This window comes from Streptococcus sp. SCPM-O-B-15304 (M98) (assembly GCF_058200215.1).
Genome location: NZ_JBYQGQ010000007.1, coordinates 25,130 through 51,364, shown reverse-complemented (window position 1 = coordinate 51,364; position 26,235 = coordinate 25,130). Strand labels below are relative to the sequence as shown.

27 protein-coding genes are annotated in these 26,235 nt (G+C 38.7%); 8 read left to right on the top strand and 19 right to left on the bottom strand.

Annotated elements, in window-relative coordinates:
- Positions 1–4 precede the first annotated feature (4 nt).
- The 3 genes from AC3E7H_RS05710 to AC3E7H_RS05700 all read left to right on the top strand — a co-directional run bounded on the left by AC3E7H_RS05710 (position 5) and on the right by AC3E7H_RS05700 (position 4,252).
- Positions 5–2,020: an FtsX-like permease family protein gene (locus AC3E7H_RS05710; RefSeq protein ID WP_490676229.1), complete on the top strand. Its 2,016-nt coding sequence runs from the start codon at positions 5–7 to the stop codon at positions 2,018–2,020.
- Positions 2,021–2,946: 926 nt separating this feature from the next.
- Complete coding sequence (locus AC3E7H_RS05705; RefSeq protein ID WP_490676228.1) at positions 2,947–3,675, top strand: sensor histidine kinase; 729 nt, start codon at positions 2,947–2,949, stop codon at positions 3,673–3,675.
- Complete coding sequence (locus AC3E7H_RS05700) at positions 3,656–4,252, top strand: response regulator transcription factor (RefSeq protein ID WP_161544219.1); 597 nt, start codon at positions 3,656–3,658, stop codon at positions 4,250–4,252. Before AC3E7H_RS05705 ends, AC3E7H_RS05700 begins: the two co-directional genes overlap by 20 nt.
- Before the next feature lie 134 nt (positions 4,253–4,386).
- On the opposite strand, the gene AC3E7H_RS05695 is transcribed toward AC3E7H_RS05700, so the two are convergent.
- From AC3E7H_RS05695 to AC3E7H_RS05680, 4 genes are all read right to left on the bottom strand, one after another.
- Positions 4,387–4,749, bottom strand: a complete 363-nt coding sequence (locus AC3E7H_RS05695) for a hypothetical protein (RefSeq protein ID WP_070590144.1) — start codon at positions 4,747–4,749, stop codon at positions 4,387–4,389.
- A gap of 276 nt (positions 4,750–5,025) precedes the next feature.
- Positions 5,026–5,580, bottom strand: coding sequence for a histidine phosphatase family protein (locus tag AC3E7H_RS05690; protein ID WP_135782884.1), 555 nt, complete (start codon positions 5,578–5,580; stop codon positions 5,026–5,028).
- 219 nt (positions 5,581–5,799) lie between these two features.
- Positions 5,800–6,075, bottom strand: coding sequence for a helix-turn-helix domain-containing protein (locus tag AC3E7H_RS05685; protein ID WP_135782885.1), 276 nt, complete (start codon positions 6,073–6,075; stop codon positions 5,800–5,802).
- The gene (locus tag AC3E7H_RS05680) at positions 6,062–6,427 is read right to left on the bottom strand and encodes a type II toxin-antitoxin system RelE/ParE family toxin (RefSeq protein ID WP_061597416.1); all 366 of its coding nucleotides are present in this window, start codon (positions 6,425–6,427) and stop codon (positions 6,062–6,064) included. Before AC3E7H_RS05680 ends, AC3E7H_RS05685 begins: the two co-directional genes overlap by 14 nt.
- Positions 6,428–6,840: 413 nt before the next feature.
- On the opposite strand from AC3E7H_RS05680, the gene AC3E7H_RS05675 reads away from it, so the two are divergent.
- Positions 6,841–8,283, top strand: coding sequence for a serine/threonine-protein kinase (locus tag AC3E7H_RS05675; RefSeq protein ID WP_262407533.1), 1,443 nt, complete (start codon positions 6,841–6,843; stop codon positions 8,281–8,283).
- A gap of 47 nt (positions 8,284–8,330) precedes the next feature.
- Positions 8,331–8,630, top strand: a complete 300-nt coding sequence (locus AC3E7H_RS05670) for a hypothetical protein (protein WP_135782887.1) — start codon at positions 8,331–8,333, stop codon at positions 8,628–8,630.
- A 400-nt stretch (positions 8,631–9,030) separates the two neighbouring features.
- Here the strand turns inward: AC3E7H_RS05670 and rpmG are convergent, their stop codons facing one another.
- The 4 genes from rpmG to AC3E7H_RS05650 all read right to left on the bottom strand — a co-directional run bounded on the left by rpmG (position 9,031) and on the right by AC3E7H_RS05650 (position 10,737).
- Complete coding sequence (rpmG, locus tag AC3E7H_RS05665; protein ID WP_001265622.1) at positions 9,031–9,180, bottom strand: 50S ribosomal protein L33; 150 nt, start codon at positions 9,178–9,180, stop codon at positions 9,031–9,033.
- A gap of 15 nt (positions 9,181–9,195) precedes the next feature.
- Positions 9,196–9,378, bottom strand: a complete 183-nt coding sequence (rpmF, locus tag AC3E7H_RS05660; protein WP_003009516.1) for a 50S ribosomal protein L32 — start codon at positions 9,376–9,378, stop codon at positions 9,196–9,198.
- Positions 9,379–9,526: 148 nt separating this feature from the next.
- The gene (locus tag AC3E7H_RS05655; RefSeq protein ID WP_075228137.1) at positions 9,527–9,727 is read right to left on the bottom strand and encodes a type II toxin-antitoxin system antitoxin; all 201 of its coding nucleotides are present in this window, start codon (positions 9,725–9,727) and stop codon (positions 9,527–9,529) included.
- Positions 9,728–9,729: 2 nt separating this feature from the next.
- Complete coding sequence (locus AC3E7H_RS05650) at positions 9,730–10,737, bottom strand: SPFH domain-containing protein (protein ID WP_075228138.1); 1,008 nt, start codon at positions 10,735–10,737, stop codon at positions 9,730–9,732.
- Positions 10,738–10,921: 184 nt separating this feature from the next.
- On the opposite strand from AC3E7H_RS05650, the gene ilvD reads away from it, so the two are divergent.
- Both ilvD and AC3E7H_RS05640 read left to right on the top strand, forming a co-directional pair.
- Positions 10,922–12,625 carry a dihydroxy-acid dehydratase gene (ilvD, locus tag AC3E7H_RS05645; RefSeq protein ID WP_000137339.1) on the top strand — a complete coding sequence of 568 codons (1,704 nt, stop codon included), beginning with the start codon at positions 10,922–10,924 and terminating at the stop codon, positions 12,623–12,625.
- Between the two features lie 105 nt (positions 12,626–12,730).
- On the top strand, positions 12,731–13,099 hold the full coding sequence (locus tag AC3E7H_RS05640; RefSeq protein WP_000492762.1) for a VOC family protein: 369 nt from the start codon (positions 12,731–12,733) through the stop codon (positions 13,097–13,099).
- Positions 13,100–13,293: 194 nt separating this feature from the next.
- Here the strand turns inward: AC3E7H_RS05640 and AC3E7H_RS05635 are convergent, their stop codons facing one another.
- The 3 genes from AC3E7H_RS05635 to tgt form a co-directional block, all read right to left on the bottom strand.
- Positions 13,294–13,635 carry a metal-sulfur cluster assembly factor gene (locus AC3E7H_RS05635; RefSeq protein WP_001206377.1) on the bottom strand — a complete coding sequence of 114 codons (342 nt, stop codon included), beginning with the start codon at positions 13,633–13,635 and terminating at the stop codon, positions 13,294–13,296.
- Between the two features lie 263 nt (positions 13,636–13,898).
- The gene (locus AC3E7H_RS05630) at positions 13,899–15,716 is read right to left on the bottom strand and encodes an acyltransferase family protein (protein ID WP_001220901.1); all 1,818 of its coding nucleotides are present in this window, start codon (positions 15,714–15,716) and stop codon (positions 13,899–13,901) included.
- A gap of 132 nt (positions 15,717–15,848) precedes the next feature.
- Positions 15,849–16,991: a tRNA guanosine(34) transglycosylase Tgt gene (tgt, locus tag AC3E7H_RS05625; RefSeq protein ID WP_490676227.1), complete on the bottom strand. Its 1,143-nt coding sequence runs from the start codon at positions 16,989–16,991 to the stop codon at positions 15,849–15,851.
- 116 nt (positions 16,992–17,107) lie between these two features.
- Here tgt and AC3E7H_RS05620 point away from each other — a divergent pair, with 116 nt between their 5' ends.
- Positions 17,108–17,965: a DUF975 family protein gene (locus AC3E7H_RS05620; protein WP_000876900.1), complete on the top strand. Its 858-nt coding sequence runs from the start codon at positions 17,108–17,110 to the stop codon at positions 17,963–17,965.
- Between the two features lie 47 nt (positions 17,966–18,012).
- Here the strand turns inward: AC3E7H_RS05620 and AC3E7H_RS05615 are convergent, their stop codons facing one another.
- The 8 genes from AC3E7H_RS05615 to AC3E7H_RS05580 all read right to left on the bottom strand — a co-directional run bounded on the left by AC3E7H_RS05615 (position 18,013) and on the right by AC3E7H_RS05580 (position 26,101).
- Positions 18,013–18,375, bottom strand: coding sequence for a DUF1304 domain-containing protein (locus tag AC3E7H_RS05615; RefSeq protein ID WP_490676226.1), 363 nt, complete (start codon positions 18,373–18,375; stop codon positions 18,013–18,015).
- 10 nt (positions 18,376–18,385) lie between these two features.
- Positions 18,386–18,811, bottom strand: coding sequence for a MarR family winged helix-turn-helix transcriptional regulator (locus tag AC3E7H_RS05610; protein WP_000723486.1), 426 nt, complete (start codon positions 18,809–18,811; stop codon positions 18,386–18,388).
- Between the two features lie 158 nt (positions 18,812–18,969).
- Positions 18,970–19,833, bottom strand: coding sequence for a DUF2262 domain-containing protein (locus AC3E7H_RS05605; protein WP_000184918.1), 864 nt, complete (start codon positions 19,831–19,833; stop codon positions 18,970–18,972).
- Positions 19,834–19,982: 149 nt separating this feature from the next.
- Entirely contained in the window at positions 19,983–21,128 is a 1,146-nt protein-coding gene (locus AC3E7H_RS05600) for a LysM peptidoglycan-binding domain-containing protein (RefSeq protein ID WP_049502673.1), read from the bottom strand.
- Between the two features lie 177 nt (positions 21,129–21,305).
- Positions 21,306–21,920, bottom strand: a complete 615-nt coding sequence (locus tag AC3E7H_RS05595; protein ID WP_490676225.1) for an HAD-IA family hydrolase — start codon at positions 21,918–21,920, stop codon at positions 21,306–21,308.
- Between the two features lie 3 nt (positions 21,921–21,923).
- Positions 21,924–23,204, bottom strand: coding sequence for an MATE family efflux transporter (locus AC3E7H_RS05590; protein ID WP_000473992.1), 1,281 nt, complete (start codon positions 23,202–23,204; stop codon positions 21,924–21,926).
- 60 nt (positions 23,205–23,264) lie between these two features.
- Positions 23,265–24,749, bottom strand: a complete 1,485-nt coding sequence (gene thrC / locus AC3E7H_RS05585; protein WP_490676224.1) for a threonine synthase — start codon at positions 24,747–24,749, stop codon at positions 23,265–23,267.
- A gap of 74 nt (positions 24,750–24,823) precedes the next feature.
- Positions 24,824–26,101 (bottom strand): glutamate-cysteine ligase family protein, encoded by a 1,278-nt coding sequence (locus AC3E7H_RS05580; protein ID WP_490676223.1) that lies wholly within the window; start codon positions 26,099–26,101, stop codon positions 24,824–24,826.
- Between the last annotated feature and the right edge of the window lie 134 nt (positions 26,102–26,235).

Genomic DNA, 26,235 nt, shown 5'->3' with positions numbered 1-26,235 from the left:
GAGTATGTATCCAAAATTAATTTTACGAAATGTATTTCGAAATTTACAGACTTACACCATCTACTTTTTCAGTCTAACCTTGATTTATAGCTTGCTCTATGCTTTTAATGCTTTACCAAGCCATCCAGTGATGCAAAGTTTATCAGGGGCAAAGGAAATGTTGACGACGGTGATGAGTCAGTACATGGGCTTGCTTTCCTATCTGATTCTATCGGCGATTGCCTTTCTCGTCGTTTATTCCACAAACTTTGTCCTGGGACGTCGTAAGAAAGAGCTGGGACTTTATGCAACGCTGGGAATGAAGAAGAAGCAGATTATCCGTACCCTGTTCTTTGAAACCATGCTGGTCAATATCTTTTCCTTGATTCTAGGTTTCTTGCTTGGCTTGATTTTACTGGTCATTCTATCTAAGGTTGCATCTGAGTTTTTTATGGCCAATTACTTTGGTAGTCTGCTTTTTTTTGATAGCAAGTCTGTCATCTTACTAGTTTATTCCTATTTGGTAACCAGTTTTATTGTTGGTGTCATGGACATTCTTACCTTTAGAAAGCAAAATATCATTGCACTCATTCAAGAAAATGGGGTCAAGAAATCTGTCTTGGCAAAAGGCAAGCCAGTTCTTCAAGCACTTCTCTTTATTCTTTCGACAGCTGTTATCGGTTTTGGTGCTCTCTATTTTTCAGACTATCACCATCTATCATTCTTGAAAAGCTGGGGTATCTTGCTGGTATCTGTCTTCGTGATTTTTGTGATTTTATTTTACAATACCTTGAGCCATTTTATCTTGGTTTCCCTTAGAAAACTGCCTCAAACCTACTATAACAAACTAAACAGTTTTAAAATTCGTCAATTTTCAAAACAAGCTGATAGTAATTCGGTAACGTTGGCTGTCTTATCCTTGACCTTGACACTGGCTCTCAGCTTACTAGTTTTTAGTGGTAGTGCCTATACGACTATGAACCGAGAGCTGAACAAATACTCACCTTATGATGTAACTGTCAATCTTTATCGTGGTCAAGAGTTCCAGTTTTCTCAGGAATCTGTCAAAGACAGATTGAAAGCAGATGGATTTGACTTTAACCTCATCAAAGAGGAGTACAGCTATCCTATCTATTCTAGTGATTTAACCTATAAAGATTTGATTGATACTAGCAATCTCTGGGCGCATGATAAGGAACTTCCTGAATCAAAAGTACCGATTTTAGGAATTTCTGTCTACAATCATCTCCGCAAACTGCAAGGGGAAAAAGCGGTTGACTTGGCAGATAACCAATTTCTGGTCAATGCAAACTATAAAGGAACTGCCAAGCAGATCCAGGACTTTCTATCAACGACCAAAACCCTCATGATTAACGGTCATTCTCTCAACCTTGCCTCTTCGAATCCACTTGAAACAGTTTACTTTTTATCGTCAGTGGGTACAAATGATACAGGAACCTTAATTGTACCAGATAAGGTAGTAGTTGGATTGACGGAAGACCACACGACCTATGTTGCCAATTTCAAAGAAAATATCGACAAACGGAAAGTAGAAACATTCTTAAGTCAGTGGATAGAAAAATACTACTTCACTCGTGATGGAGCAGAGTTGAATCCGTTCACCTATCAAACCAAAGGAAGAATTTTTGAGATTTATCTTGGATTTATGGGCGTCATTGTCTTTGTCATGATTTTTGTCAGTGTTATTTTTATCATTATTTCCCTCAGTATCTTGTCCCTTCAAACTTCTACAAGTGCTTTGGATAGTGTCAATGATTATCAAATCTTATATCTTCTTGGGAATAAGAGGAAGCAAAATCGCTCTATTCTTTTGCAACAGATTCTAAGTTATTTCTTGGTTCCGCTGGTCATCGCAGGTCCGCTAGCATTTGCCTTGAGTACCGCTCTTTTGGGCTATTTTGAGAATTTCGCTAATACCAGCATTTCTATTGATATCACCTATCTGGGAGTAGCGGTTTTACTCTTTGTCCTTTACTTGCTAGTGACTTACAGAGTAAGTTGGCAAATTATTGAAAATTAAGTCAAATACCAGAGTTGCCTATCCTGCAATTCTGGTATTGTGTTATAATAATATTAAAGTAGTTCAGGAAGTAGATACATATGAAACAGTTTGTCAAATTGTTCTCGAAAAACTCACTTTTATTGTGGTGGTTGACGATTTTGAATCATCTAGCTTTAATGATTTATATTTATCATAGGATCCCTCTGGACTTTTCGACAGATTTTTCCTTGCAGATGGTTTTATTGCTGATTATTGCTTTAATTGTATTTAGCTATATTTGTAATATTGTGACCTTTCGGTATAGTGAGTTGAAACTTTGGTTGCTCCTGATGATGTTTCTCATTAGCTGGCAATCCATATTTAATCAAGGAGTTGCGAGCACCCTGTTGCACTTTTTTGATATTCTTCATCCGCTCAACTCTTTTTTATTGGTGTATAGTTCTCTGTCTATTATCTTTCTGGGAGAGAAAATAGGAGAAGAACTGTTGAGTGTGTCCTTTGTGTTGACACTAATCACCATTAGTTCATATCTGTTAAGTCCTTCAATTTTTCTATTTCTGTCCTTGTTTGCGTCTTTCTTTTTAAACCTTGTTCCCTTGATTTTACTGATTTTATATCATAAAGAGTTGAAAAGTAAACTCAAGTATCAGAGACGAAATTTGTGGATATTAGCTTTGATATTGCCTCTTTCTTATTTCTTTTTGTATATCAATACGAGGGGCTCAGGAGTGATGAACCTAGTCTGGTATCTAGAAATTCTTGGTATCTTAGCTTTTTTACACTTCAAAACAATTATCAGCTCTCTTCAAAAAAAGGTATCAGAGTTAAAATTGTCCTATATAAAAGCTTTTTCACGCTTGTTTTTACTGGTTATGTTTTTGTTAGTAGGCATTTTCATCATCTTTCGTCTAGATTTAAACACGAGCTTTTTGGTCTTGAATATCATGTTACTATTGTTCGGGATTTGTTCGGAAGAATTGATTCGCCTCTTTCGTTCTGCTGAAATGCTAGATTCTGGGGATTATGTAAAAGTTCTCTTTTTAAAGCGTAACCGTATGGTGAAAAATCTGCTGGCAAATGAAGATACAGAACAACAGTTCTCCGAATTTCTTCACAATGAAATCCTGCAAAATGTTATGGCAATAAAAAATTTCAATAAATATAGTAGCAATCAAGCTTTTGGTGAACAGATCAATCTGGTAACAGAGGAGTTGGTTCAGCGGATTCGTGAGCGGATGGATTATTATCAGCCAATGGTAGAAACAGACGAGCAGTTAGACATCCAGTATCAAGGGCTGATTAATCGGATTGTCAAACGCTATCACGCAGAAAATGAAGTAGTCACACAGTTTCCTGCCCACTTTAGGCTTTTATCTCCTTACGATAAAATTGCCTATCGTCTGGTTGAGGAGTTGGCGACCAATGCCGTTAAGTACGCTAGTGGTGGAAGGATTTCTTTGAAGATTGATGTGCATGATGACGCTATTTTTATCATTTCTGAAAATGACTGTCTTCAAACAGAAAAATCCTTAGGTTATGGCTTGAAAAATATGTCTAATAAAATTAGTGTTTTAGGTGGTCAAATGCAGATTTTTGAAAATAATAAGAAATTTCGTGTAGAAATTACTCTCCCGATTGATAAGGAGTTGTGTTATGAAAATTTTGTTAATTGATGATCATAAATTATTTAGCCAAAGTATCAAGATGATTTTAGAGTTATCGGAAAACATTAAAAAGGTCCAGTTAGTGGATAATTTTTCGACTATTTCGGAGATTGCTTTTAATGACTACGACATTATTTTGATTGACATCAACCTGACGAGTCTGTATCAAGATGATGGGCTGACCTTGGCACAAGAGATTATCGACAATGGTTGTTCTAGTAAGGTTGTGATTTTGACAGGTTACAGTAAAAAAATGTATGAACACCGAGCTAAAGTTATGGGGGCTTATGGCTTTCTGGACAAAAGTATGGACCCAGATGAGTTGGTGAAAAAACTGGAAAAGATTTATCTAGGTGGTAAGGTCTTTTCAGATGAAGTGATGGTAGAGGTGCTAACACCACGAGAAATCGAGATACTAGAACTGGTTAGAAATGGCTTGACCATTGATGATGTCTGTGACAAGGTCTATGTTAGTAAACGTACAGTTTCCAATCACTTGGCCAATATCTTTTCAAAATTGGAAGTGACTAACAGGCAGGAGGCGATTCACATCGCTGAGCAGTTGGGTTATTTTCCACCAGATTAAAAAGCTGCAGAAGATGTAGCTTTTTTATTTTAAAAATTTTCAATTACAGTATAGCACAGGAAGTGATTTTTTGCGCTTTTTTCTGCTTTTTTTCAAATAAAAACACCTATTCGGTAAAATAGGTGTGAATGATCTTATTTATATCCATATTGTTTTAGAGCCTTCTTATACGCTTCGCTACCTTTAAGATAGTAGTCATGCTTAACTCCACTAATATCAACAGAAAAGACCCCATCTTTAAATGAATATTCTTCTGTTCGACTTGCAATATTTTGTCCAGTTAATTCGATCGTATTCTTTTGTTTGTTAATGGTAAAGCCGTCGGCTTCTCCATGCTCAATGGAAGCATTATTTCCTTTAATAGTAAACGCTAACTCGTTTCTTTCACTTGAGATCCAATAATACTCCCCATCTAAAGATTGGTAGTTGTTTTTAGAGCAAGCAATTAACGTAATTATTGATAATGAAAGTAGTAGTATACCTATTAATTTTCTCATAATCTGTGCCTCCTTCTATAATTTTAATTATACCAAAATAATATTACAAGAGTATGTCAGTGTCTGTTATAACGGAAAAATGAAGAAATGTCTATTATAACCTCAAATAACTATTCAGAATATAATTTCAAGCAAAGTCAACGAATCCATAATGGGTTTGGCCAATGTTCTGACACACTTGAAAGCTTATTTGATTAAAACTCCATAACTCTACTAGGGCGTTTACACAAAATTATTGACAGTATCAAATAAAATCAGATAGATTGAACTAAATGATTACCCAGAAGTAACTTTCATAATTCTTTTCACACTATCATCTTTGTCAACTAGAAGGCAATCTGGAAAAGTCATCTGCTTCCATTTTTTATAATCAAAATTTGGATCAAAATGATTGATTAAGATTCCTAGCAAATTTCCATGAGAACTCAGTAAAATGGTTTTATCTGAATACCTTTCTTCTAAATCCTGCAATAAATCTAAGATTCTCATTAATGCTTCTTGATTAGATTCACCTCCAATAAGTGATTTATCTGGATTTTGCCATAAATATTGAATCGTTTCTTCAAACTCAGAATCTTCAATAAATCTTGAAGATAATTTTCTCTCACGCAAACGATCATCAAGCACTATCTTATCAAATTGTACAGGAGAACTATTTACTGTCTCAAAAGCTCGCTTATAAGGACTAGAAAAATAGTAATCAATATTAAAAGAATTCAAAAACTCCAATTGCTTTAGAGATACAAATCCTTCTTCCGATAAAGTTCTATTAAAATCATCACTCGAAAATCTCGAATGAGCATGTCTAAGTAAAATATAAGAATTGTTCATGAATTATAATTACGCTGAAAATACATATAAGGAGGAAAGTTGTTTTATAAGCTCATATTATCTTACTTAACTATTAATTGTCAAGTAGATTCATTCATTTTACTCACACCCCCCCCACCCAATGGGCAGGTTTTATCTGTTTTATTCAGCTAAATTAAGCTCTCAAAAAAGCTGATGAAATATAAATTCATCAGCTTTTTTGAGAGCTTAATTTGACTATTAGCTTATGTTGATAGTTAGATTTTTATTCAGAGCAAGTGCAATTTTGCTCATTGTTTCAATGCTTGTGTTATTTCCACGTTCAATGCGAGCAATGGTAGACTGTGGGACATGAGATAGGGAAGCTAGCTCTCTTTGGGTGAGACCTGCTGTTTGTCGTGCGTCATAAACTGCAATAGCACTTTCCAAAATAGCTTTTTCAGTTAAAAACCCTTCTTTAAATTTATTGTCTGCTAGTTCGTTTTCTAAAAAATCATCAAATTTAATTGTGGTCATGGTTGTTGTCCTCAAATTCTTTCTTTAAATCCTTAGCGTGTTTTATCTCACTCTGGGGTGTTTTTTGTGTTTTTTTGGTAAAGCCATGGGTGATGATATAGCGTTCATTGATAACATGAAAATAAAGTGCCCTTTGAATGTTAGAAGCAACCTTTGAGCGGATTTCAAAGATGTCGTCATCTAGCTTTTTCACCCATTCCATACGTTGAGCAACTAAAAGACCATGCTCTTGTATAGTGGCGATAGTTGCCAGTAATTTTTGTTTGTCTTTAATTGGTATAGTTTGTAAAAATTCTAGGAACTCGGTGTGTCCATTTAACCGAGTATAAAACTCAAATTTTGGCTTTTTCATTGTACCTCCATGATAGCATATATTGTTCTTTTCTTCAAGAATAATGGTGTGAACTTTATCCAAATGCTATGCTACAATCATATAGTCATTATGTATTTTTTATTCTTAATCTTAGTTTTGGTTGTGAAAATAGTAGTAAATTTATTCCATCTATTGACGGTTGAGATAAACTCTAAGTGACATATATGTATGCCAAAGGAACATTTTGGGTATTTCTTGTAATTTTAGATGAATTTCTATATTAGGATAGTGTTGTATCATGTTGTTAAAAAATTGAAAAGATAAATATCATAGATTCGATTTGGTATAATAGTAATTGAAATTGATGTGCAGTAATTTTTGTTTAACTTGAGAATTGTTTTATAAGTTAGAATGGGATCATAATGTCGAAAATCACATTTCATGATAAAAACATGATAAAAAAATTTTTTAATGAGGGTGGATATGTTCTAGATTTTTCAAATCGTACTTTTGATAAATTTACTTATCACTCCATTGGTGTAAAAATTCAGGAAAAGTACGGTTTGTCAAAAGGAAAGTCATTTGAAGCATATATAGATGAAGCTCTTGATAACGATATTATTAAGTTGGTAAGGGATTTACTAACTTATTATGATGACCTTCCAGATAGTAGTTCTGAAAAGACTGATATTAAGAATAAACAAGCAGAGAAGTTAAAAGAAATGCTAAATTCCTATGCCCATATGGGGAAAGAAATAATAAAAACTGACGAGTCCTTTCTCACTAAAGGTGGCTTTGCTGAAATTTATTTACAAAAACATTCTCAACGGATTGTGAAAAAGTTGAAAAATGAATATAAACAGAACTCTGCTCTAAAAAGTCGCTTTAAAAGAGAGTTTGAAATTATGCAGTCTCTATCGCAAGTAAATGGGATTATTAAAGTTTATGAATTCGATGAGTCAGAGTTTAGCTATACGATGGAGAAAGCTGATTTTACTTTAAATGATTATATTGTAAATAATGAATTAAAATTAAACCAAATATTTAATCTGTTGTTTCAAATATTGACAATAATGGCTGATGTTCATTCTCGAGGTATCTATCATAGAGATTTGAGTCCAAGCAATATTTTTCTATGTGATGGGCTTATAAAGATATCTGATTTTGGATTGGCTAAAGATTCTACTGTCAATCATTCTCATTTGACTATGAACACAAATAATTATGGGCAGTTTTATTATTGTGCGCCAGAACAGATAACTGGTCTAAAAAATGCAACTAAAATGAGTGATGTCTATTCATTAGGAAAGGTGGTTAATTTTTGTTTAACTGGAAACCCAACTAACGAAAAACATGTTCTACGAACTTTTGTTCAAAAAGCCACCTCTTATCAACCAGAATTAAGGTTTAGAGATGCAGGGGAAATGCTTGAACAACTAAGTTATCACCTGCGAATTTTTCATCAAAAGGATTCAAAGCAGAAAATATTAAAAAAAATTCAACAGAGAGAATATGATGAAACAATAACGATATATCTTAATAATATTTCGAATGTGGATTTGTGCCGGGAACTTATTGACATAGGAGAGAATTACAAATTGGCTTGCATTAAATTTATGAAAATAAGCCCAGAAAATGCACTATTCTTGATTCAAAAACTTTTTCCATCATTAAAAGAAGTTGCAACCTCTTTTTCTTCAAATGATATTTTTGCATCTCTTGCATTTGATGTATTAAAAGATGAACATTTTGATTACTTGAGTAAAGAAATGGCTGCAAGGATGTTATATTATGTAGCTCGGGAAGTAAATCGTTTCTATGCCCAGAGGCTTATAGAGGACTTGAAACATAGTTCTATCGAACCAATGTTAGAAAATATTTTAGATGGTGAGTAATTATGTAGATTTGGCTTAAGTTGGGAATAAGATCTTGAAAAGGAATAATGTTTAGTGTACAAAGTGTTGATTTTGCTTTTGTATGTAATAACTCCTTTGATGACTTTGAGGTTATACCATATGATGAACCGATAACATATACTCGAAGTGGAGAAGCATTCAAAAATTATTCTAATGGAGAGCGTAAATACATAAATGCGATTATAAGAACTTTATATAGGATTTTAACTCCTGGTAAACCATTTAAAGGTTTAATAAAGTCAAGAAAATCCCCTCTAAATTTTGAAAGAATAATTCATGTCTTATCAGAAACCGATGTAAAAGAGTTAAAGATAATTTGGGAATGATATCTCCAGATGGTGTGGACTTTTGGTAAAATTCTAGCTCAATTAGTGTATTTTAAGGTTAAAATTCACACCATTCAGATGAAATTAGTTGAAATTGAATGAAGTAACGCTTTCAGAAAAGTCTAAAAGCACTTGATATTAAAGGCTTTTGAGATTTATTTAAACAAAAGTTGTTCAAACCAGGTCATACGATTTGTAAGAAAAAGAACACATAACAAAAAGAGGAGCTTCACAATAAAGTTCCTCTTCTTTTAAATATCCGAATCATTACTCTTATTTCAAAAAAGGTAGTGAAAAAGGTAGTGATTCGGTTGATTTATATTGCAATGTAGTGAAATTTAGAATTTCAAGAATCGCTTAAAATCAAGGTTTCTCACATCTATTGACGTGTAGTGAATCCCTATTTCACCTCTGTAAACACAACGTGTTTGCGAAGTTTTGGTGAGTATTTCTTCAATTGAAGACGGTCTGGAGTGTTACGTTTGTTTTTAGAAGTAAGGTACAAGCGTTCACCAGATTCTTTGTGTTCAAGTGTAATATTTACGCGCATGGTATCTCCCTTCTATTATTCAGCTGATGCAGCTTTAGCGATCTTACGTCCTTTGTAGTATCCTTTAAGTGATACACGGTGAGAACGTGAGTAATCTCCAGTTGCTTCGTCAAAGTTTACAGATGGAGCTGTTACTTTGTAGTGCGTACGACGTTTGTTTTTCTTCGCTTTTGATGTGCGACGTGCAGGTACTGCCATTTTGATTTCTCCTTTTAAGATATAAATTCAGTTAGGTTTGATTTTCATCAACTTTAATAGTATATCAAAACTTTTTTGTAAAGTAAAGTTACTTGACAAAAAAAGATAAAAAAATTTTCCTATCCAATCTTCTGGATAGGAAAATAAATTAAATATCAATCTCGAAGGGTTCATCAATGGTTTCTGGGATGTATTTCCCGTCTTTTTTACGTTGCTTGACACATTCTGTAAGGAGATATTCAATCTGCCCGTTAACTGATCGGAAGTCATCCTCTGCCCATGATGCGAGTGCAGCATATAACTTTGCCGAAAGTCGAAGGGGGATTTGCTTTTTTTTAGCTTCTGCCATTTCTAATAAAGGCTTCCTGTATTGACAATTGGTTGTGCATCATGATTGCCACAGAGAACTACTAGAAGATTTGAAACCATAGCAGCCTTCCGTTCTTCGTCTAGCTCTACAATCTCTCCTTCGCTCAGGCGTTCAAGGGCCATTTCAACCATTCCTACAGCGCCGTCTACAATCATCTTACGTGCATCAATAATGGCTGATGCTTGTTGACGTTGAAGCATGACAGCTGCAATTTCCGGTGCATAAGCTAAGTAAGTAATACGTGCTTCAAGAATTTCCAAGCCAGCATCCTCTACACGATTTTGAATTTCCTCACGAATGCGACTAGCTACAATTTCACTAGAACCACGGAGGCTTCCTTCGTCGGCTTGTCCATCACCTGTAGTATCTACATTAGGAGACACATCGTAAGGATAGATGCGGACAATATTACGAAGGGCGCTATCACACTGCAATGACAGATATTCTTTATAGTTATCAACGTTGAAGACTGCTTTTGCCGTATCAACTACACGCCAAGTAACGGCAATACCGATTTCAACAGGGTTCCCTAAGCAATCGTTAATTTTTTGGCGAGAATTGCTCAAAGTCATAACTTTGAGAGAAATCTGCTTTTTGCCAATTTCAAGATTTACGTCATTACCATTTGATGATTTAACTCCTGAAAAAGGAGATTTCGTGCTAACATCCCCACTTTGACCAAGTCGAGTGTGGTTTGCAGGATTGACTGCTATACTGAAGGGATTGACAAAGTAAAAACCAGGTTCTTTAATGGTACCCGTATAGTTACCAAAGAGGGTCAAAACCAGAGCTTCCTGAGGTTTGACAACTTTTAAACCAGCATGAGCTAGACCTGCAATTAAGCTTAATAAAAGTCCGATAATAATTCCAAAAATGTTTTCTGAACCAGCACCCATTATAAATATAAGGAAACCAAGTACGAGTGCCAACTCAATGAGTACCAATGCTACTACACCATTTGGTTTTGAATTGATTAGTTTTTCAGTCATCAGAATGACCTCCTGTATTTGATATCTAAATGATATCACTTTAATTTTAAATGTCAACAAAAATATGCAATCTTTTTTAAGAAGATTTCAATGGTTTGAATTGTCTGAAAATTCAAGAATTTTCTTCTGTTCATTGTTTTTAAAATGTGCTATAATGGTAAAAACTGAAATGGGAGGGAACTTAATGACAGAATTAGATAAACGTCACCGCAGTAGCATTTATGACAGTATGGTTAAATCACCAAACCGTGCCATGCTTCGTGCGACTGGTATGACAGATAAGGACTTTGAAACACCAATTGTGGGAGTCATTTCGACTTGGGCAGAAAATACACCATGTAATATCCACTTGCATGACTTCGGTAAGCTTGCAAAAGAAGGTGTCAAATCTGCTGGTGCTTGGCCGGTTCAATTTGGAACCATTACGGTAGCAGACGGGATTGCCATGGGAACGCCTGGTATGCGCTTCTCTTTGACATCTCGTGATATCATCGCGGACTCTATCGAAGCTGCTATGGGTGGTCATAACGTAGATGCCTTTGTAGCTATCGGGGGCTGTGATAAGAACATGCCTGGTTCTATGATTGCCATTGCCAATATGGATATCCCAGCTATTTTCGCTTACGGTGGTACTATCGCCCCTGGAAAACTGGATGGCAAAGACATCGACTTGGTTTCTGTATTTGAAGGAATCGGTAAATGGAACCACGGTGATATGACAGCTGAGGACGTGAAACGTCTCGAATGTAATGCCTGCCCTGGGCCTGGTGGTTGTGGTGGTATGTATACTGCCAATACTATGGCGACTGCTATCGAAGTTTTGGGGATGAGCTTGCCAGGTTCTTCTTCTCACCCAGCAGAATCTGCTGATAAGAAAGAAGACATTGAAGCAGCTGGACGTGCTGTTGTTAAGATGCTGGAGCTCGGTCTCAAACCGTCTGATATCTTGACTCGTGAAGCCTTTGAAGATGCCATTACTGTGACTATGGCTCTAGGTGGTTCTACAAATGCTACTCTTCACTTGCTCGCCATTGCCCACGCAGCTAATGTTGACTTGTCACTTGAGGACTTCAATACTATCCAAGAACGTGTGCCTCACTTGGCTGACTTGAAACCTTCTGGTCAATATGTCTTCCAAGATCTTTACGAGGTTGGTGGTGTACCTGCAGTTATGAAGTACTTGCTGGCAAATGGATTCCTTCACGGAGACCGCATCACATGTACTGGTAAGACTGTCGCTGAAAACTTGGCTGACTTTGCAGATCTTACTCCAGGTCAAAAAGTCATCATGCCACTTGAAAATCCTAAACGTGCGGACGGTCCGCTTATCATCTTGAACGGTAATCTTGCTCCTGACGGTGCAGTTGCCAAGGTGTCAGGTGTTAAGGTTCGTCGTCACGTTGGTCCAGCCAAGGTCTTTGACTCAGAAGAAGACGCTATCCAAGCTGTCTTGTCAGATGAAATCGTTGATGGCGATGTTGTCGTTGTTCGTTTCGTTGGACCTAAGGGTGGTCCTGGTATGCCTGAGATGCTATCACTTTCATCAATGATCGTTGGTAAAGGCCAAGGAGACAAGGTTGCCCTCTTGACAGACGGACGCTTCTCTGGTGGTACTTATGGATTGGTTGTTGGACATATCGCTCCTGAAGCTCAGGATGGCGGATCAATTGCCTACCTTCGTACAGGCGATATCGTCACTGTCGACCAAGATACGAAAGAAATTTCCATGGACGTTTCCGATGAAGAACTTGAAAAACGCAAGGCAGAAACAACCTTGCCACCACTCTATAGCCGTGGTGTTCTTGGTAAGTATGCCCATACCGTATCTTCTGCATCACGTGGTGCCGTTACAGATTTCTGGAATATGGAACAATCTGGTAAAAAATAACTAGAAAATAAGCAGTCGCTAAATGACTGCTTTTTCTAGTTATTTGTATTTTCTCATAGAATGTTATAAAATCTTTGCTCTAACTATGATTACAAAGGAGAAATGATGTTTTCACAAAATACAGGAATTATGCTCTACGTAGATGATGTAGCAGTGGAGAGAGACTTTTGGTTTGCCATTGGATTTGAAGTTTTTAATCAACCAGAAATAATGGAATTTGAAACTTTTGAGATGAAACCTCACGCTGACAGTACGCTGACTTTCACTATCTATGCTAAGGATTTTATTCGTCAAGTATCACCGGAGGTAGTCGATATGAAACCCAGCCTACTCTTTGAGTCAGCAGACCTTCACGGTCTTCATCAACGCCTAGCTGCAGTGACTGATACCACTAGTTCGATCAATACTCAGCCTTTCCCTAACTTTAACTTTGCAAATCCAAGTGGACACTATTTTGCAGTTAGAGGAATCTAATAACAAAAAGGAGCCTGGGACAAAAGTCCTAGCCTCTCAATTGTCTTTGGATTGTCGAGCAAGACGCAGTGGTTGAGTGGGCTCTACTACGCTGATTTCATCAGCTTTTACAGCCCTACTCAACTGTGCGGAGGTGGGACTACGAAATCGAATTCTATCGAATTACCGATTCCTGTCCCACTCTCTCTTGTTTTTTAGCGCGGTGGTAGTCCAAGTGCTATACGTCCATAGCGACTGATGCGTGTAATCTTCCAGGCAGGTGACCAGGTAACTTTAACCCTAACATCCTCAATTCCTTCAATCTGTTTCAGACCTGCCACAATTTCAATAGGTAAACTTTCTGCACAGTCACAGGCTGTATCGGTGAAGGTCATGACAATTGTACAAAGACCAGCCTCGTCCAAATGAATCTCGTAAATCAAGCCAAGATTATAGACATCTAATTCCACATCTGTATCGTAAACTTTTTCTAGCTTGTCAATGATTTGATTTCCTAATGCTAAAGCACGGTCATTAATCTTGATGTCTTCTCTCATTGCATTCCCTCCATTTTCTGACTGCACCTATTTTCTCATAATTCTGACAATTTGGCAAGCTTTTCCCAATCAAGACGTGATCCGCCATAAAAACGAAAGCCTAGAGATTGCCAGAGTTGGGCCAAATCACCCAAAGATCTAACAACCTAGAGTAAGACGATATTGCCATAAGTTAGAGAGAGAAGCTTAGAGAATGAATTATTTTCTAAGAAGTACTTTTTAAAAAGAAAAAGTAGAGAAAGGTCATCTCTACTTTTTAGATATTATTTTGACTTCACAGGCTTATCTGCCAAGGCCTTGATAGCTGATGCTATCGTTTCTGCGTAGAGCTTAGCACCCTCTTCTAATTTGGTATTATCACTTCCAAAGTGAACCTGGTCCGTTCCTTTCCAGATGTCTGGATGATCTTTAGACACCTGATTCCAGTCTGCAACCTCAATGTAAGGATACTTTTGAGCTACTTCACGCACATAGCTAGCATACTGTTCTACATAAGGCTGAGTTGCTTGAGTTGTATCACCCTCATAAGGTGTCACAAGTACAAGCTGATGTCCCTTAGGTAGATTTGTTATCAAAGAATCAATATCAGCCTTATAATCCTCAGGGTTATTCACTCCAGTAGCAATAACAACTATTTTAGGGAGGACTTTATTCTGACTGTGGTTGAGCATAATAGCATTGGCTTGCTTGGTATTTCTGCTTACTTGACCATCTGTCTGAGCGTCTGGTAGAACCTCTTTAAGTCCAGGTGTTGCACGCAAGGTTACAGAATCTCCGATAATGGATACACCTTCAGCAATATTGTAGCGACTGGCTTCTGCTTGATCCGCCATGGTTTTTGTACGGGTAATATTGGTTTGAGCTTGATTGAGGCCATTTACCATCAAATCCGTTTCAAAAGCACCGACTTGGGGAGCTATGAGCATCACAATCAGTGTCAGCAAGCTAAGAAAACCGACGCTACCCGCAAAGATTGGTTGAATATGCGGAATTTCTTTTACCCTTTGCAATAAGCTAGTGTTCTTCCCGGCAATGAAAGGTTCAATCACATAGAAAGAAAGGCTTGCAAAGAGATAAGAAAAGATAGTGGTGAGAATCACTGCCGGTAGATTGCTCATCAACTGAGAGAAAATGATATAAAACGGCCAGTGGAAAAGATAAACGGCATAGCTCGTATCAGCTAAGAAGCTAATTACCTTGGGTTCTTCAATCGTCGGAGTTTTCTCATGTAAAACTCGTGCTGCAACGATCATCAAAAGGGCAGCTAAACTTGCCAACAAGAAGCCAAGCAAGTAGGCAAAGAGATAATTGAATTTCACAAAGAAGGTCAATAAGAGTAAAACTCCGAGACCAGCCCCAAATACTAGCAAGGTCTGTTTCAAGTCTAGGGTTTGATTCAAACGTTTGAGAAGAGGTGTCGTATGACGAACTCCTATCAAGGTCGCAAGCACACTTCCTAAAAAGAATGGATAAACATGAGTCAAACTTGAAAAGTAAAGCGTTGAGTATGAGCTAACGATAAAGCTACCAATAAACATTGAAAGAAAGCTAACGACGAAGGTAGCTGAAGATAGTAGAAAGACCATTCCCCGTAGTTGCCCACCTGTTTTGGCTTGCTTAGACATGAGCCAAACTGCCAAGCCCCACAAGATATAGTAATGAACTTCAACCGCTAAACTCCAGTTGTGAACAAAGAGGTGAGGGATAAATTGAGATTCATAACTTCCTCCTGTCAGCATTTCATAGAAGTTAGTCATAAAACCAAGGACACCAGCAATCTGACCACCGATTCCTGCCACATAATCCTGTCGAACCAAGAAAGTAAAAGGCATAACAACCAGGATCATCAAGACGACTGGGGGAAAAATCCGATAGAAGCGTCTCCTGAAAAATCCTAAGATATCGATTTTCCCTTTTTGTCCAAATTCTTCTAACAGGAGTGACGTAATTAGGAAACCTGAGAAGGTGAAAAAGACATCAACCCCGAAGAAACCTCCTGGAAAAACCGTCTGAAAGAAATGGTACAAAAGCACCAAGAGTAAGCCTGTAATCCTGATCAAGGAAAACCATTTAATACGCATACGAGTTTATTCTCCGTTCATTAGAGTAGTTAAAAAACCATCTAATGTTCATTCCATATTACCTTTATTTTATCAAAAAAAGAAGAAAAATCCTAAGAGAAAACTTAGGATTTCAGCTTTAGATTGATAATCTTAGAAATTACGACCTGATTTATTGTAGCCATATTTTTCAACAAAATGCTCACGGAATTCCAAGAGATTGTCATCCATAATAGCCTGACGGACCTGCTTCATGAGATTGAGCAAGAAGTAGAGGTTATGGTAACTTGTCAAGCGGATACCAAAGGTTTCGTCAGCCTTGAGCAAGTGACGAAGGTAGGCACGGGTGTAGTTCTTACATGTGTAGCAATCGCACTCAGGATCAAGTGGGGTAAAGTCCTCCGCAAACTGGGCATTCTTGACAACCAAACGTCCTTGGCTAGTCATACAAGTTCCGTTACGAGCGATACGAGTCGGCAAGACACAGTCAAACATATCAACCCCACGAATAACCCCATCAATCAAGCTATCTGGTACTCCCACTCCCATCAAGTAGCGAGGTTTGTTTTCAGGAAGGAGTTGAGTGGTGAAGTCCAAAACTGCGTTCATCTCTTCATGAGTTTCACCTACTGCCAACCCTCCGATAGAGTATCCTGGGAAGTCCATGCTGACAAGGTCATGAGCTGACTGACGACGAAGATCTTCAAATCCTGCACCTTGTACAATCCCAAACAAACCTTGGTCATGTGGACGACGATGAGCTTTTAATCCACGCTCAGCCCAACGGCTGGTACGTTCGATTGACTTCTTCACATAATCATAAGGTTGATAAAATTGAGGACATTCGTCAAAGGACATCATAATGTCTGACCCTAGATTGTTTTGGATAGAGATGGCTTTTTCAGGTGATAGAAACATTTTAGAACCATTGAGGTGGTTCTTGAACGTTACCCCTTCTTCTGTGATGTTACGACTATCCGCTAGAGAGTATACTTGGAAACCGCCACTATCTGTCAAGATAGGCTGGTCCCAGTTCATGAACTTGTGAAGACCTCCAGCACGGGCAATGAGTTCATCTCCAGGACGCAGCCACAAGTGATAAGTATTAGATAGGATAATTCCTGACCCCATCTCTTTTAACTCTTCTGGTGATTGGGTTTTGACCGTTGCTTGTGTCCCAACTGGCATAAACATAGGAGTTGGGAAGGTTCCGTGTGGCGTGATAATCTCACCCAGACGAGCTCCCGTGTGTTTTTCTTTTTTAATCAAACGATATTTGATTGGTGAATCTAACATTTTTTACCTCCGAAGCTGGGAAAGACAGTCCCAGTTCTTACTTTGTGCCCAAGGGCATACTGTATGATTCTATCAAAAAAAACAGGAACTGTCACGAACTATGGTATAATGAAAGAATGAAATACCCAAAAATTGATTTAAAAGAAGTTCGTCAACAAGCTAAACAGTTTCAAGCTGAACATCCACGTTTATTGCTTGTCTTTTTATTACCAAGCATTTTCTTGATTCTATCCAGCTTTATCAGACCTTTATCCCTACTTGATGAGGGAATTCTTGAGCAATCCTTCTTTACTTTTTTGATGAGCTTGATCCAGTCCTCACTCTTTCCTCTAGCAGTTGGATTCACAAGTGCTATTATCCTAGCTGGTGCTCTTTTTACAACCATTAATCTTTACAGAATTTCCGAGATAGAGCTTTCTTTTAAAGATAGTCTGTCCTTACTTGACAATCGCTTCTTCACCCAGACCTTTCTGACTCTCTTGCTCAAGCGTTTCTATCTCTTTTTGTGGAGCATCCCTAATCTTTTTGGAGTTTACTTGCTCTTTTACAGCAGTGCTATGGCTCGTAAATTTGTAGAACTTCATCCCGAATTTCCAGCTGTCGACGTCACCAATTCAGATATCGAACACTTCCTACTTACTTTTGCACTTTACTTCTTTGGTAGCGTCTTTCTGATGATTTTGGGAACCATTGCCTATCTGCCGCAATACTACGCTTATTCCCAAGTAGAGCTACTCCTTTGTGATACCCTTGCAATTGGAATTGCCAAGCCAAGTCGCGTACTCAAAACCAGTCGCTTCCTTATGAAAGGCTATAAGTTCCAACGCTTCGTACTTGATTTACAACTCCTACCATGGTATCTTCTTATCTGGATCAGCTTTGGAATTGCGAGCATCCCTTCTTTCCCTTATATCTATAGTAGTCAATTCTTCTTCTATCAAAGATTACTCGAAATCAAGCGGAGAAAAGTTTAATGTGAATGATTAAAACCAGCACCTTCTATGGAAAGTGCTGGTTGTTTTTATTTTAAGAAAAGGATACTCAAGAGTGCTAGGATTGCTGGTCCGCCTTGCTTGAGAATGTTTTTTTTATCTGCTGTTAAGGCACCATAAGTCGCTGCTCCTATGACAAACAACACAAAGATTGTTACGATTTCTAAGCTATGTGAGAAATAAATTCCGTAAATAAGAAATACCCCAATCAAGGCATTATAAATTCCTTGGTTTTTAAACAGTGAGGTGACAGATGGTCGAGTCAACTCTTCCTTGTCCATAATAAAGACACGACTGGTTGCATCTGATTGGGTTGCCATACTCTCCAAATAAAAGATATAAAAATGCTCTAGAGCAACAAGGGTTGCTAAAATAGTAGTAATGGTTGACATCGTTTTCTCCTTAAAATTCTATTTTTTCTAAACCTGAGACTAGTTTTGTCAGTAAGGTTGTCAGTTCTTTTTGCTCACCAGTCGATAAGATGCTCTCCATCTGTTCCTTCACCTTCAGGTGACGTTGAGGCGGATTAACCAAGAGTTGATTCTTGGCTTCTTGGGTTAATTCAACTAAGACTTCTCGCTGATTGGCCGGATTACGCTTGCGACTGACATAGCCCTCTGACTCTAGTATCTTAAAATGACGGGTCAAGGCCGCCTGGTCAATCTTTAACTTCTCCTGAACGGCAATCTGGTTGCAGGGTGACTGTTGCAGTAAAAACTGCAGGATTTGATAGCGGGTCAAACTAATTCCCAATTGTTTCTTAAAAAGTTGAGTGATCATCTGATCTGTTAAATGGAGCTGGTACAATAAGTCGTTAATTTTTTTCATTTCTACCTCCCTGCGTAAACTTGATTTGTCAACTATTGACTTATCAAGTATATTGCAGAAAGATTAAAAACGCAACTATTTTGCTTACTCACGAAAAATAGCCTCTTGGTTTCAATCCCAAAAGGCTATTACTTCTATATTCTAGATAAAATCCAGCACTAACCTACCAAATCTGCTCGAAGGATTTCTCCCTCTTTATCAATGACCACTTCGATGGCATGGCCTGCAAAAATTTCTTCACGATCATCATAGTAGAGGGTCAATTCTCCATCTTCGTTGATTGATAGTTCACTCAAGGAAAGTGAGTTGGTAAAATACTCTTCTGTTAACACTACATCATTTTCATCTGAATCTATCCAGTCTTGAGCTGTTTCCCACAGTTCTTTGACAATATAGTCTTTAATCCGAGTATCTTGAACTTGGAAAGTTCCCATAAATTTCTTTAGATCATCAAAAGAACTTGGTGGGAGACTTTCATCTGCACTCGCAGCAAAGATAGCATGAATCTTACCACCCTCGTAAGTGATAAATCCTTCAAACCAAGAATAGGCTCTGTTTAAGGTGAATTCGCCAATATCGTCTTGAATGATGACCGGTTTTTGATAGGTTTCAATCAAGGTCTCTAACCTAGAGTCTGTGGATTGGTCATCTAGGTATTCCAGCAAGTGGTAGCAGTTATTAGCTACTTCTGACATATATGGCTCTAACTCCATGAAGGGGCGTTTTTGGCATTTGATATGATGAATTTTGTAGGGTTCAAAACTAAAGCCCCATCTCTTTTCTTCAAATTCCTCAGGAGTCAATACCCATTCCAAACGTCCCTCACGTTCAGAGAAGTCCTGAGTTTCAACATTGACACTAGCTTTAAAATGAACGGACGGCATTTTACAGCCATCTTTTAAAGAAGCAGCCCCATTTACATTTTGGAGGGTAAAAATCAAGAGTTCAACGATTTCTCCAGTAAATTCCTGTTCAAAATCATCTCTTGTTTTCTCAAATGGAGTTTTTAATCGGTTTGTCATCCTTATCACCCTTTCTCTCTATGCTTAAAATCGTTAGCATAACCTTGTATCCGCTTACATTATATCGTGTTTTAGATTTTATTTCACTTATAAAGTGTGTCATAACAAAAAAAGAAGCGGAAACTCAAGTTCCCAACTTCTCATTATTCTTAGTTCATCGATACGTGTACGTGGTCATAGTGGTTTTCTGTAACGCTTCCACGATCTGGCATTGGATTCCAAGTGTAGGCTGGTCCGTATTTGCTATCGAATGGTGCATAGAAACGTTGTTTCCAGATGATGTAGCTGATGCCACGGCTAGCCATATTTTGGATAGCATAATCTGCAATTTGGTCCCCAAGAGCAGAGCTTACTGGAACCATAAAGTCAATGGCAAGACCTTTTCCGTGGTCGCCACTATCTCCTGGACGGTAACCACTAAATGACGTGATTCCGAACAAATTAGCTACTTCCTCTTTAAAGGCAGCCGTTTGTGGCTGAAGACCTGCATTTTCTGATTTTGAAGCTGCAATACTTGCATAATCAGGTGCTGCTGGTGCTGCATAAGTCGCTGATGAACCTTGGCTTGCTTCAGCTTGATAAGTTGATGGTGCTGATTGAGTCTCTGTTACAGTCTCTGTAACTGGTGCTTCTGTTGTAGTCGTTTCTTCCACTACAGGTGTTTCTGCGACCGGCTCTTCTACTGGTGCTGAAACTTCTGTAACGGCTCCTGTTGTTGTTTCTGCTGCAGATTCTTCTGCTGGTGTTGCAACTTCTGTAGTGGCTCCTGTTGTTGTTTCTGCTGCAGATTCTTCTGCTGGTGTTGCAACTTCTGTAACAGCTTCTGTTGTTGCTTCTGCCACTGGCTCAGCTACAGTTGTTTCTGCAACTGGTTGAGTTAAATCTTCAACCTGTACAGTTTGGTCATCTACAGTGACTTGGTTGGTTGTCAAATCTGCTGTTGCAGTTGTACCTTCGCCTCCTTGAACTGTATCAGGGGTTTGAATTTCAACCTCTGTCACTTCTTCTTTTTCATTTACAGTTGTTGTAAGGACTGTCTCAGGGAAGATCAAATCAATATTGCTGATCTTGTTCAAGTTAGCAAGAACGGTCACATCCACTCCCAAAGCTTCGGCAATGGTACTTAAGGTATCACCATACTGAATCGTATAGCTTGTTTTATTCTCACTCTTGGTAACATCGTTTTGAATTTGCTCAACACTACGCGCTGTCCACACTAATTCTTCTGCTTGAGTTGCCAAGGCAGGGGCAAAAGATAATGCTACTGTTGATGCTAAAATAATTCTTTTCTTCATACTATTCAAACTCCTTTTCAAATGTAGTACCTGTCTATCATAACACAAAGAAAATAGAAAAAAAGCCCTTTTGGGGCTATTTAACAGAACTGTACATTCGTTGTAACAAATCACATTACTTGAAATAGTTTGTTAGTTTCCTGTCATCAGGCTGACACATTCTTCTTGAAGAAAATTCTAGAAGGAAAGCGAACTAATATCTTCTAAACGCTCTATCTGTTGATTACAAGTTGCAGGTGAGGCAAGAAAATTGATACTCTGAATCCCACTATTTTGAGCAAATTCGATATCCAAAGTCCGATCACCGATATAATAAGTTTGCTGAGGATCTAGTTCATACTTATCTATAAGATAAATCGCAGCTTCTGGACTAGGCTTCCGAGAAAAGCCACTTTGATTGGTTAAAATTTCTGTGAAATAGTGGGCCAAACCCAAATTCTCCAAAATTGTAAAAGCATTGTCCCCTTTATGGGTATAAACAAACTGCTCAATCCCTTGCTGATCTGCCCAAGCTAAGATTTCACGCGCCCCTGGCATCAGAACAACTTGAGCATTCTTCTCAGCCAAGCTCTGAGCACGAACCTGATTGAGCATATCTGCATCCAAGCCTCTTTCTTCTCCCACCTTTTCCAACAGATCTTGAACGGAAGTTTGTAGAATAAAGGCACGAACCTCAGCCTTATCATAAGGAATGTCAAACTGGTCAAAAGTCTCTTCGATTCCTGCTAAAATAGCCTCATAAGATTCCAACAAGGTCCCATCTAAATCCCAGATAAATCCAATTTTTTTCATATGTCATCCTTTCAAAGAGATATATTGCTTATAACGATAGTGCAGGAAGAACCAGCGAAAACCATTATCCAAAAGCGTTCCTGCCCAAATACCAGGCAAGCCCCATCCAAGAACAATTCCCATCAGATACCCTGTTCCGATACGGATACACCACATTCCGATACTTGTCGCATAAAAGGGGAGGCGTGCATTTCCCAAACCCTGCCAGACAGCTGTATAAATGACTGTTCCCGTCGTCATAGGAGTTCCTAGTAGAGAGAACAGCGTCACCATAACACTGGCTTCAATAGCCACAGGATTGCTGGTATAGAGGTGACTTAGGGGCGTTCCGAGAGCATAGATACTAAGAGTTAAGGGCAACATAAGAAAGAGGGATAGCCAAAAAGTTTGCTTACTTAAGTTGTCTACCCTTGCCCAATCATCTTCTCCAACTGCTCGAGCTACCTGCATGACTGTTGCTGTAGCAACACCAAAGGCTGGCATATAGTTAAACTGAGTCAAGACTTCACCGATAGCATTTCCTGCGACTGCCTCAGTTCCGAAAGAAACAACCAAGGCAATAATGACCACATCTCCAGCTCGCATCATGAGACGTTCTCCCGCTGCAGGTAAAGCCAAAGTCAGTAAGTCTTTGTCCAGTCCAAAGCTTGGTCTCGTATATGGAAGTTTTAATTGTGACCATAAAATCACAACCCCAACCAAACGAGATAGGATGGTTCCCCAGGCTACACCAGCTATGCCCATATCAAGGATGAAAATAGCTAGACTTGAAAAGAGAATATTCAAGGCATTGGATAAAAGACTCACATAAAGGGGAAGACGCGGATTGTGGGTGGCACGAATCAAGGCACCCAGACTAGTCATCAAGCCCAAGAGAACAATTGTCCCACCGACCAAAGCTAGGTATAGTCCTCCACTCTCAGCTACAGACGCTTCTGTCCCCAAAAGACCAATCATCTCTCGACCGGCAAAGATGGACAAGAACCCTAAAATCAAGCTCAAAAGCAAGGTTATCTTGAGCGCTTCTGTCACATGGTAGGCTAGTCTAGACTGGTCCTTCTGCCCCAAACTTTTTGAAATGACGCTGGAAATAGCTGCTCCCAAAGCAATAAAAATAGCCTGGTAAATGGTGATGATATTACCCGCTACAGACACACCCGAAATGGCGATTAAGCCCAGATGGGCCACCAGATAGCTATCCACCATGCCCATGAGCATCTGCAAGAAATTTTCACCCATGGCTGGCAGGGCTATGTTGAGAATGTCTTTATTTTTCTTAAACAATCCTTCCTCCTGATGAAAAGAAACTCAGTTAGTTGCCCAACCGAGTTTACTTCCTCTGTTTTAAAGTCCTAGATAAGATTCTACTGCTGCCTGCATATCTGCCGCTGCAACAGTTGTCTTGTGACGAACCGGAGCTGTTTCGAGGCCATCAACTGCTGGTGGCACTGCCACTCCTGAAATTTTGTGCAACTGAGCCAAAGCTTCAAAGTCGGTCAAGCCTGATTTCCCTGTTACAGCTTCTACTGCAACTACTGGGAATTTATATGGACTAGCTGTTGAAGCAATTACGGTCTTAGCCACATCACCTGTCCCCGCTTGGTATTTTTTATATACGGCCGAAGCAACTGCTGTATGAGGGTCCTCAATATAAGCATCTGACTCATAAACACGCTTGATTTCTGCTGCAGTTTCTGCTTCCGTCGCATACTCAGCTGCAAAAAGGTCAAGGTTTTCTTCATCAAAATCTGTCAACTCATACTGACCTTGAGTGTTCAAAGCATTCATAAGTTCAGCTGTCTTAACCGCATCATTTCCCAAAAGATGGAAAATCAAGCGCTCTAAGTTTGAAGACACTAAGATATCCATAGATGGACTAGTGGTTACCTTAAACTCACGCTTCTTGTCATAGACACGAGTTTTAAAGAAGTCTGTCAAGACATTGTTGTCATTTGAAGCACAGATCAACTTGCCGACTGGTAGGCCGATTTGTTTAGCGTAAAAGGCAGCCATGATATTTCCAAAGTTTCCTGTCGGTACTGTGAAGTTTACTTTTTCACCAGCATTAATTTCGCCAGTTTTAACAAGCTGAGCGTAGGCATAAACATAATAGACAATCTGTGGTACCAAACGACCAATATTCATAGAGTTAGCTGACGAGAACTGGAGCTTGTTGGCTGCCAATTTCTCACGAAGAGCCACATCATTGAACATATGTTTCACGTTTGTCTGAGCATCGTCAAAGTTTCCATCAATGGCGATAACATGGGTATTTTTGCCCGTTTGAGTTGTCATTTGCAACTCTTGTACCTTGCTGACACCGTCTTTTGGATAAAAGACGATAATTTCAGTACCTGGAACATCCGCGAATCCTGCCATAGCAGCTTTCCCAGTATCTCCAGACGTCGCTGTCAAGATGACAATCTTGTTTTCCAAGCCGTGTTTCTTAGCTGCCGTTGTCATAAAGTAAGGCAAGATAGACAAGGCCATATCCTTGAAGGCAATGGTTGAACCGTGGAAAAGTTCCAAGTTGTATTGGCCATCTAGTTTCACAAGAGGAGCAATGGCTGGCGTATCAAACTTGCTGTCATAGGCGTTGGTGATACAGTAGTCCAACTCTTCTGCTGTAAAGTCATCCAAGAAAGCTGACAAGACAAGCTTAGCTACTTCTTGGTAAGAAGCGTCCTTTAATGTTTCAAAATCCAAATCAACCTTTGGATAGCTAACTGGAGTAAATAAGCCTCCATCTGTTGCCAAACCTTGCAAAATCGCTTGGCTGGCTGTTACTGTATTTTTCGCATCACGCGTTGATTGATAAACTAATGTCATAAATCTCTATCCTTTATCTATAGTCTCATCCATTATAACATGATTTTTCAGAAAATTCTCCCTTTATAAGAAAATTATAGAGTCAATTTTTCTTTCAAAGGCTCTAAATAGGTCATTTCTTGCTGATCTCTCATCTTAAGACCTTGCTCTGCTATAGCTAGCAAGTCTTTTGAGAACTGGACAATCCCAGCTGTTTCTTCATCTGTGAGGTGTTTCTTTGAAAATTGTCTTCTCAAAGACTTGTAGTCACGACCAAATATTTCAAAGAAAGGAGCTGTTTCTAGGTAAATTTCAAGCTTGTCTAGATTTACCAGCAAGCCTAAATGAAAGGCTGCCGAAGAAAAGGTTCGATCTAGTGGCTGTGTACAAACACTACGAAATTCGACCGTTCCTCGAGTTGTTAAGTCTTGGAATTGGTAACTACGGTGCGTTTGGAAATCCTTCTCTTGAGGAACAAGCAGAGTTTCTTTTCCATTTAGAGTATAGGCAGTAATCTCATCAGTATCTAAGTAATCTCTAGCCCGAATTGGAGAAAAATAGTAGGTTTCCCCATAACGTTCTGCTGTAAAAATCGCAGAGTGGTCTAGAAAATCAAAGAAATCATCCTCATCTTTGAAGAGTTTTGAATTGACACCGACATTCTCTGGATAAATTCCATGCATGGAATTTTCCCAAAAAATATCTCGTGAAATCAAAGTATCCCATTCTGCTCCCGAAAACTCAGAATTGGCAAACAGATAAGCTTTGGCTGCCTCAAGCTGAGTGAAAGCATTGATGACACGTAGGTAGTTAGATTTTGAAACATCCAACTGAACTTGACTCCCACAGATAAAGGCTCCATATTGTGGAAAGTCATGTAAATGCGCACTCTCTTGGCGACTCCCCATACGCAGATAATCCATCAGCATCTGGTAGCGTGGATAGGCCACAGGTCGATTGTCATTACTATCCCAGTTCGGGTGAATCCCCCAACCCTGGATAGCATGATCCTTTTCGCCTAGTTTTTCCTGAATGACCTTCATATAAGCTTGAAATCGACCTTGGACCTCTTGGATTTTCTGGGCTCTGCCAAAGGCAAACTCCAAGGTCGTGTAAGAAACCTCAAACAGAATCCGATCCTGACTTTTTGGTTCTACAAGTTGTATTGGATTGCCATCCTGGTCCTCCTTTTCAACTTTCAGACTGAGAGCATCCACCAAAAAGCGCATCAAATTCTTGCTGACTTCAATATCTGTAGGTTTCCCTTTCGTATGTACGATAGGAAACTCCAACTCAATACCAATGTAGAGTTCTGGATTTTCTTTGATATTTTTTAGATAACGATTTTTCAATAACTTGATAGAAGGGGACATAGATACCTCTCACTCTAACTTCTCTTACTAGAATACTAGAAACGATAATTGCTTTCTATATTATACCAAAATCCCCTCAATAAGGAACTCAGAAAATTTGCTGAAAATCTTAAAGAGGCGATCTAAAGTCAACT

What these genes read in the sequence shown, in the direction of transcription:
- AC3E7H_RS05710 (WP_490676229.1), top strand. Translation starts at nt 5, where the DNA reads ATGTATCCAAAATTAATTTTACGAAATGTATTTCGAAATTTACAGACT.
- AC3E7H_RS05705 (WP_490676228.1), top strand. Translation starts at nt 2,947, where the DNA reads ATGTTACTATTGTTCGGGATTTGTTCGGAAGAATTGATTCGCCTCTTT.
- AC3E7H_RS05700 (WP_161544219.1), top strand. Translation starts at nt 3,656, where the DNA reads ATGAAAATTTTGTTAATTGATGATCATAAATTATTTAGCCAAAGTATC.
- AC3E7H_RS05695 (WP_070590144.1), bottom strand. Translation starts at nt 4,749, where the DNA reads ATGAGAAAATTAATAGGTATACTACTACTTTCATTATCAATAATTACG.
- AC3E7H_RS05690 (WP_135782884.1), bottom strand. Translation starts at nt 5,580, where the DNA reads ATGAACAATTCTTATATTTTACTTAGACATGCTCATTCGAGATTTTCG.
- AC3E7H_RS05685 (WP_135782885.1), bottom strand. Translation starts at nt 6,075, where the DNA reads ATGACCACAATTAAATTTGATGATTTTTTAGAAAACGAACTAGCAGAC.
- AC3E7H_RS05680 (WP_061597416.1), bottom strand. Translation starts at nt 6,427, where the DNA reads ATGAAAAAGCCAAAATTTGAGTTTTATACTCGGTTAAATGGACACACC.
- AC3E7H_RS05675 (WP_262407533.1), top strand. Translation starts at nt 6,841, where the DNA reads ATGATAAAAAAATTTTTTAATGAGGGTGGATATGTTCTAGATTTTTCA.
- AC3E7H_RS05670 (WP_135782887.1), top strand. Translation starts at nt 8,331, where the DNA reads ATGTTTAGTGTACAAAGTGTTGATTTTGCTTTTGTATGTAATAACTCC.
- rpmG (WP_001265622.1), bottom strand. Translation starts at nt 9,180, where the DNA reads ATGCGCGTAAATATTACACTTGAACACAAAGAATCTGGTGAACGCTTG.
- rpmF (WP_003009516.1), bottom strand. Translation starts at nt 9,378, where the DNA reads ATGGCAGTACCTGCACGTCGCACATCAAAAGCGAAGAAAAACAAACGT.
- AC3E7H_RS05655 (WP_075228137.1), bottom strand. Translation starts at nt 9,727, where the DNA reads ATGGCAGAAGCTAAAAAAAAGCAAATCCCCCTTCGACTTTCGGCAAAG.
- AC3E7H_RS05650 (WP_075228138.1), bottom strand. Translation starts at nt 10,737, where the DNA reads ATGACTGAAAAACTAATCAATTCAAAACCAAATGGTGTAGTAGCATTG.
- ilvD (WP_000137339.1), top strand. Translation starts at nt 10,922, where the DNA reads ATGACAGAATTAGATAAACGTCACCGCAGTAGCATTTATGACAGTATG.
- AC3E7H_RS05640 (WP_000492762.1), top strand. Translation starts at nt 12,731, where the DNA reads ATGTTTTCACAAAATACAGGAATTATGCTCTACGTAGATGATGTAGCA.
- AC3E7H_RS05635 (WP_001206377.1), bottom strand. Translation starts at nt 13,635, where the DNA reads ATGAGAGAAGACATCAAGATTAATGACCGTGCTTTAGCATTAGGAAAT.
- AC3E7H_RS05630 (WP_001220901.1), bottom strand. Translation starts at nt 15,716, where the DNA reads ATGCGTATTAAATGGTTTTCCTTGATCAGGATTACAGGCTTACTCTTG.
- tgt (WP_490676227.1), bottom strand. Translation starts at nt 16,991, where the DNA reads ATGTTAGATTCACCAATCAAATATCGTTTGATTAAAAAAGAAAAACAC.
- AC3E7H_RS05620 (WP_000876900.1), top strand. Translation starts at nt 17,108, where the DNA reads ATGAAATACCCAAAAATTGATTTAAAAGAAGTTCGTCAACAAGCTAAA.
- AC3E7H_RS05615 (WP_490676226.1), bottom strand. Translation starts at nt 18,375, where the DNA reads ATGTCAACCATTACTACTATTTTAGCAACCCTTGTTGCTCTAGAGCAT.
- AC3E7H_RS05610 (WP_000723486.1), bottom strand. Translation starts at nt 18,811, where the DNA reads ATGAAAAAAATTAACGACTTATTGTACCAGCTCCATTTAACAGATCAG.
- AC3E7H_RS05605 (WP_000184918.1), bottom strand. Translation starts at nt 19,833, where the DNA reads ATGACAAACCGATTAAAAACTCCATTTGAGAAAACAAGAGATGATTTT.
- AC3E7H_RS05600 (WP_049502673.1), bottom strand. Translation starts at nt 21,128, where the DNA reads ATGAAGAAAAGAATTATTTTAGCATCAACAGTAGCATTATCTTTTGCC.
- AC3E7H_RS05595 (WP_490676225.1), bottom strand. Translation starts at nt 21,920, where the DNA reads ATGAAAAAAATTGGATTTATCTGGGATTTAGATGGGACCTTGTTGGAA.
- thrC (WP_490676224.1), bottom strand. Translation starts at nt 24,749, where the DNA reads ATGACATTAGTTTATCAATCAACGCGTGATGCGAAAAATACAGTAACA.
- AC3E7H_RS05580 (WP_490676223.1), bottom strand. Translation starts at nt 26,101, where the DNA reads ATGTCCCCTTCTATCAAGTTATTGAAAAATCGTTATCTAAAAAATATC.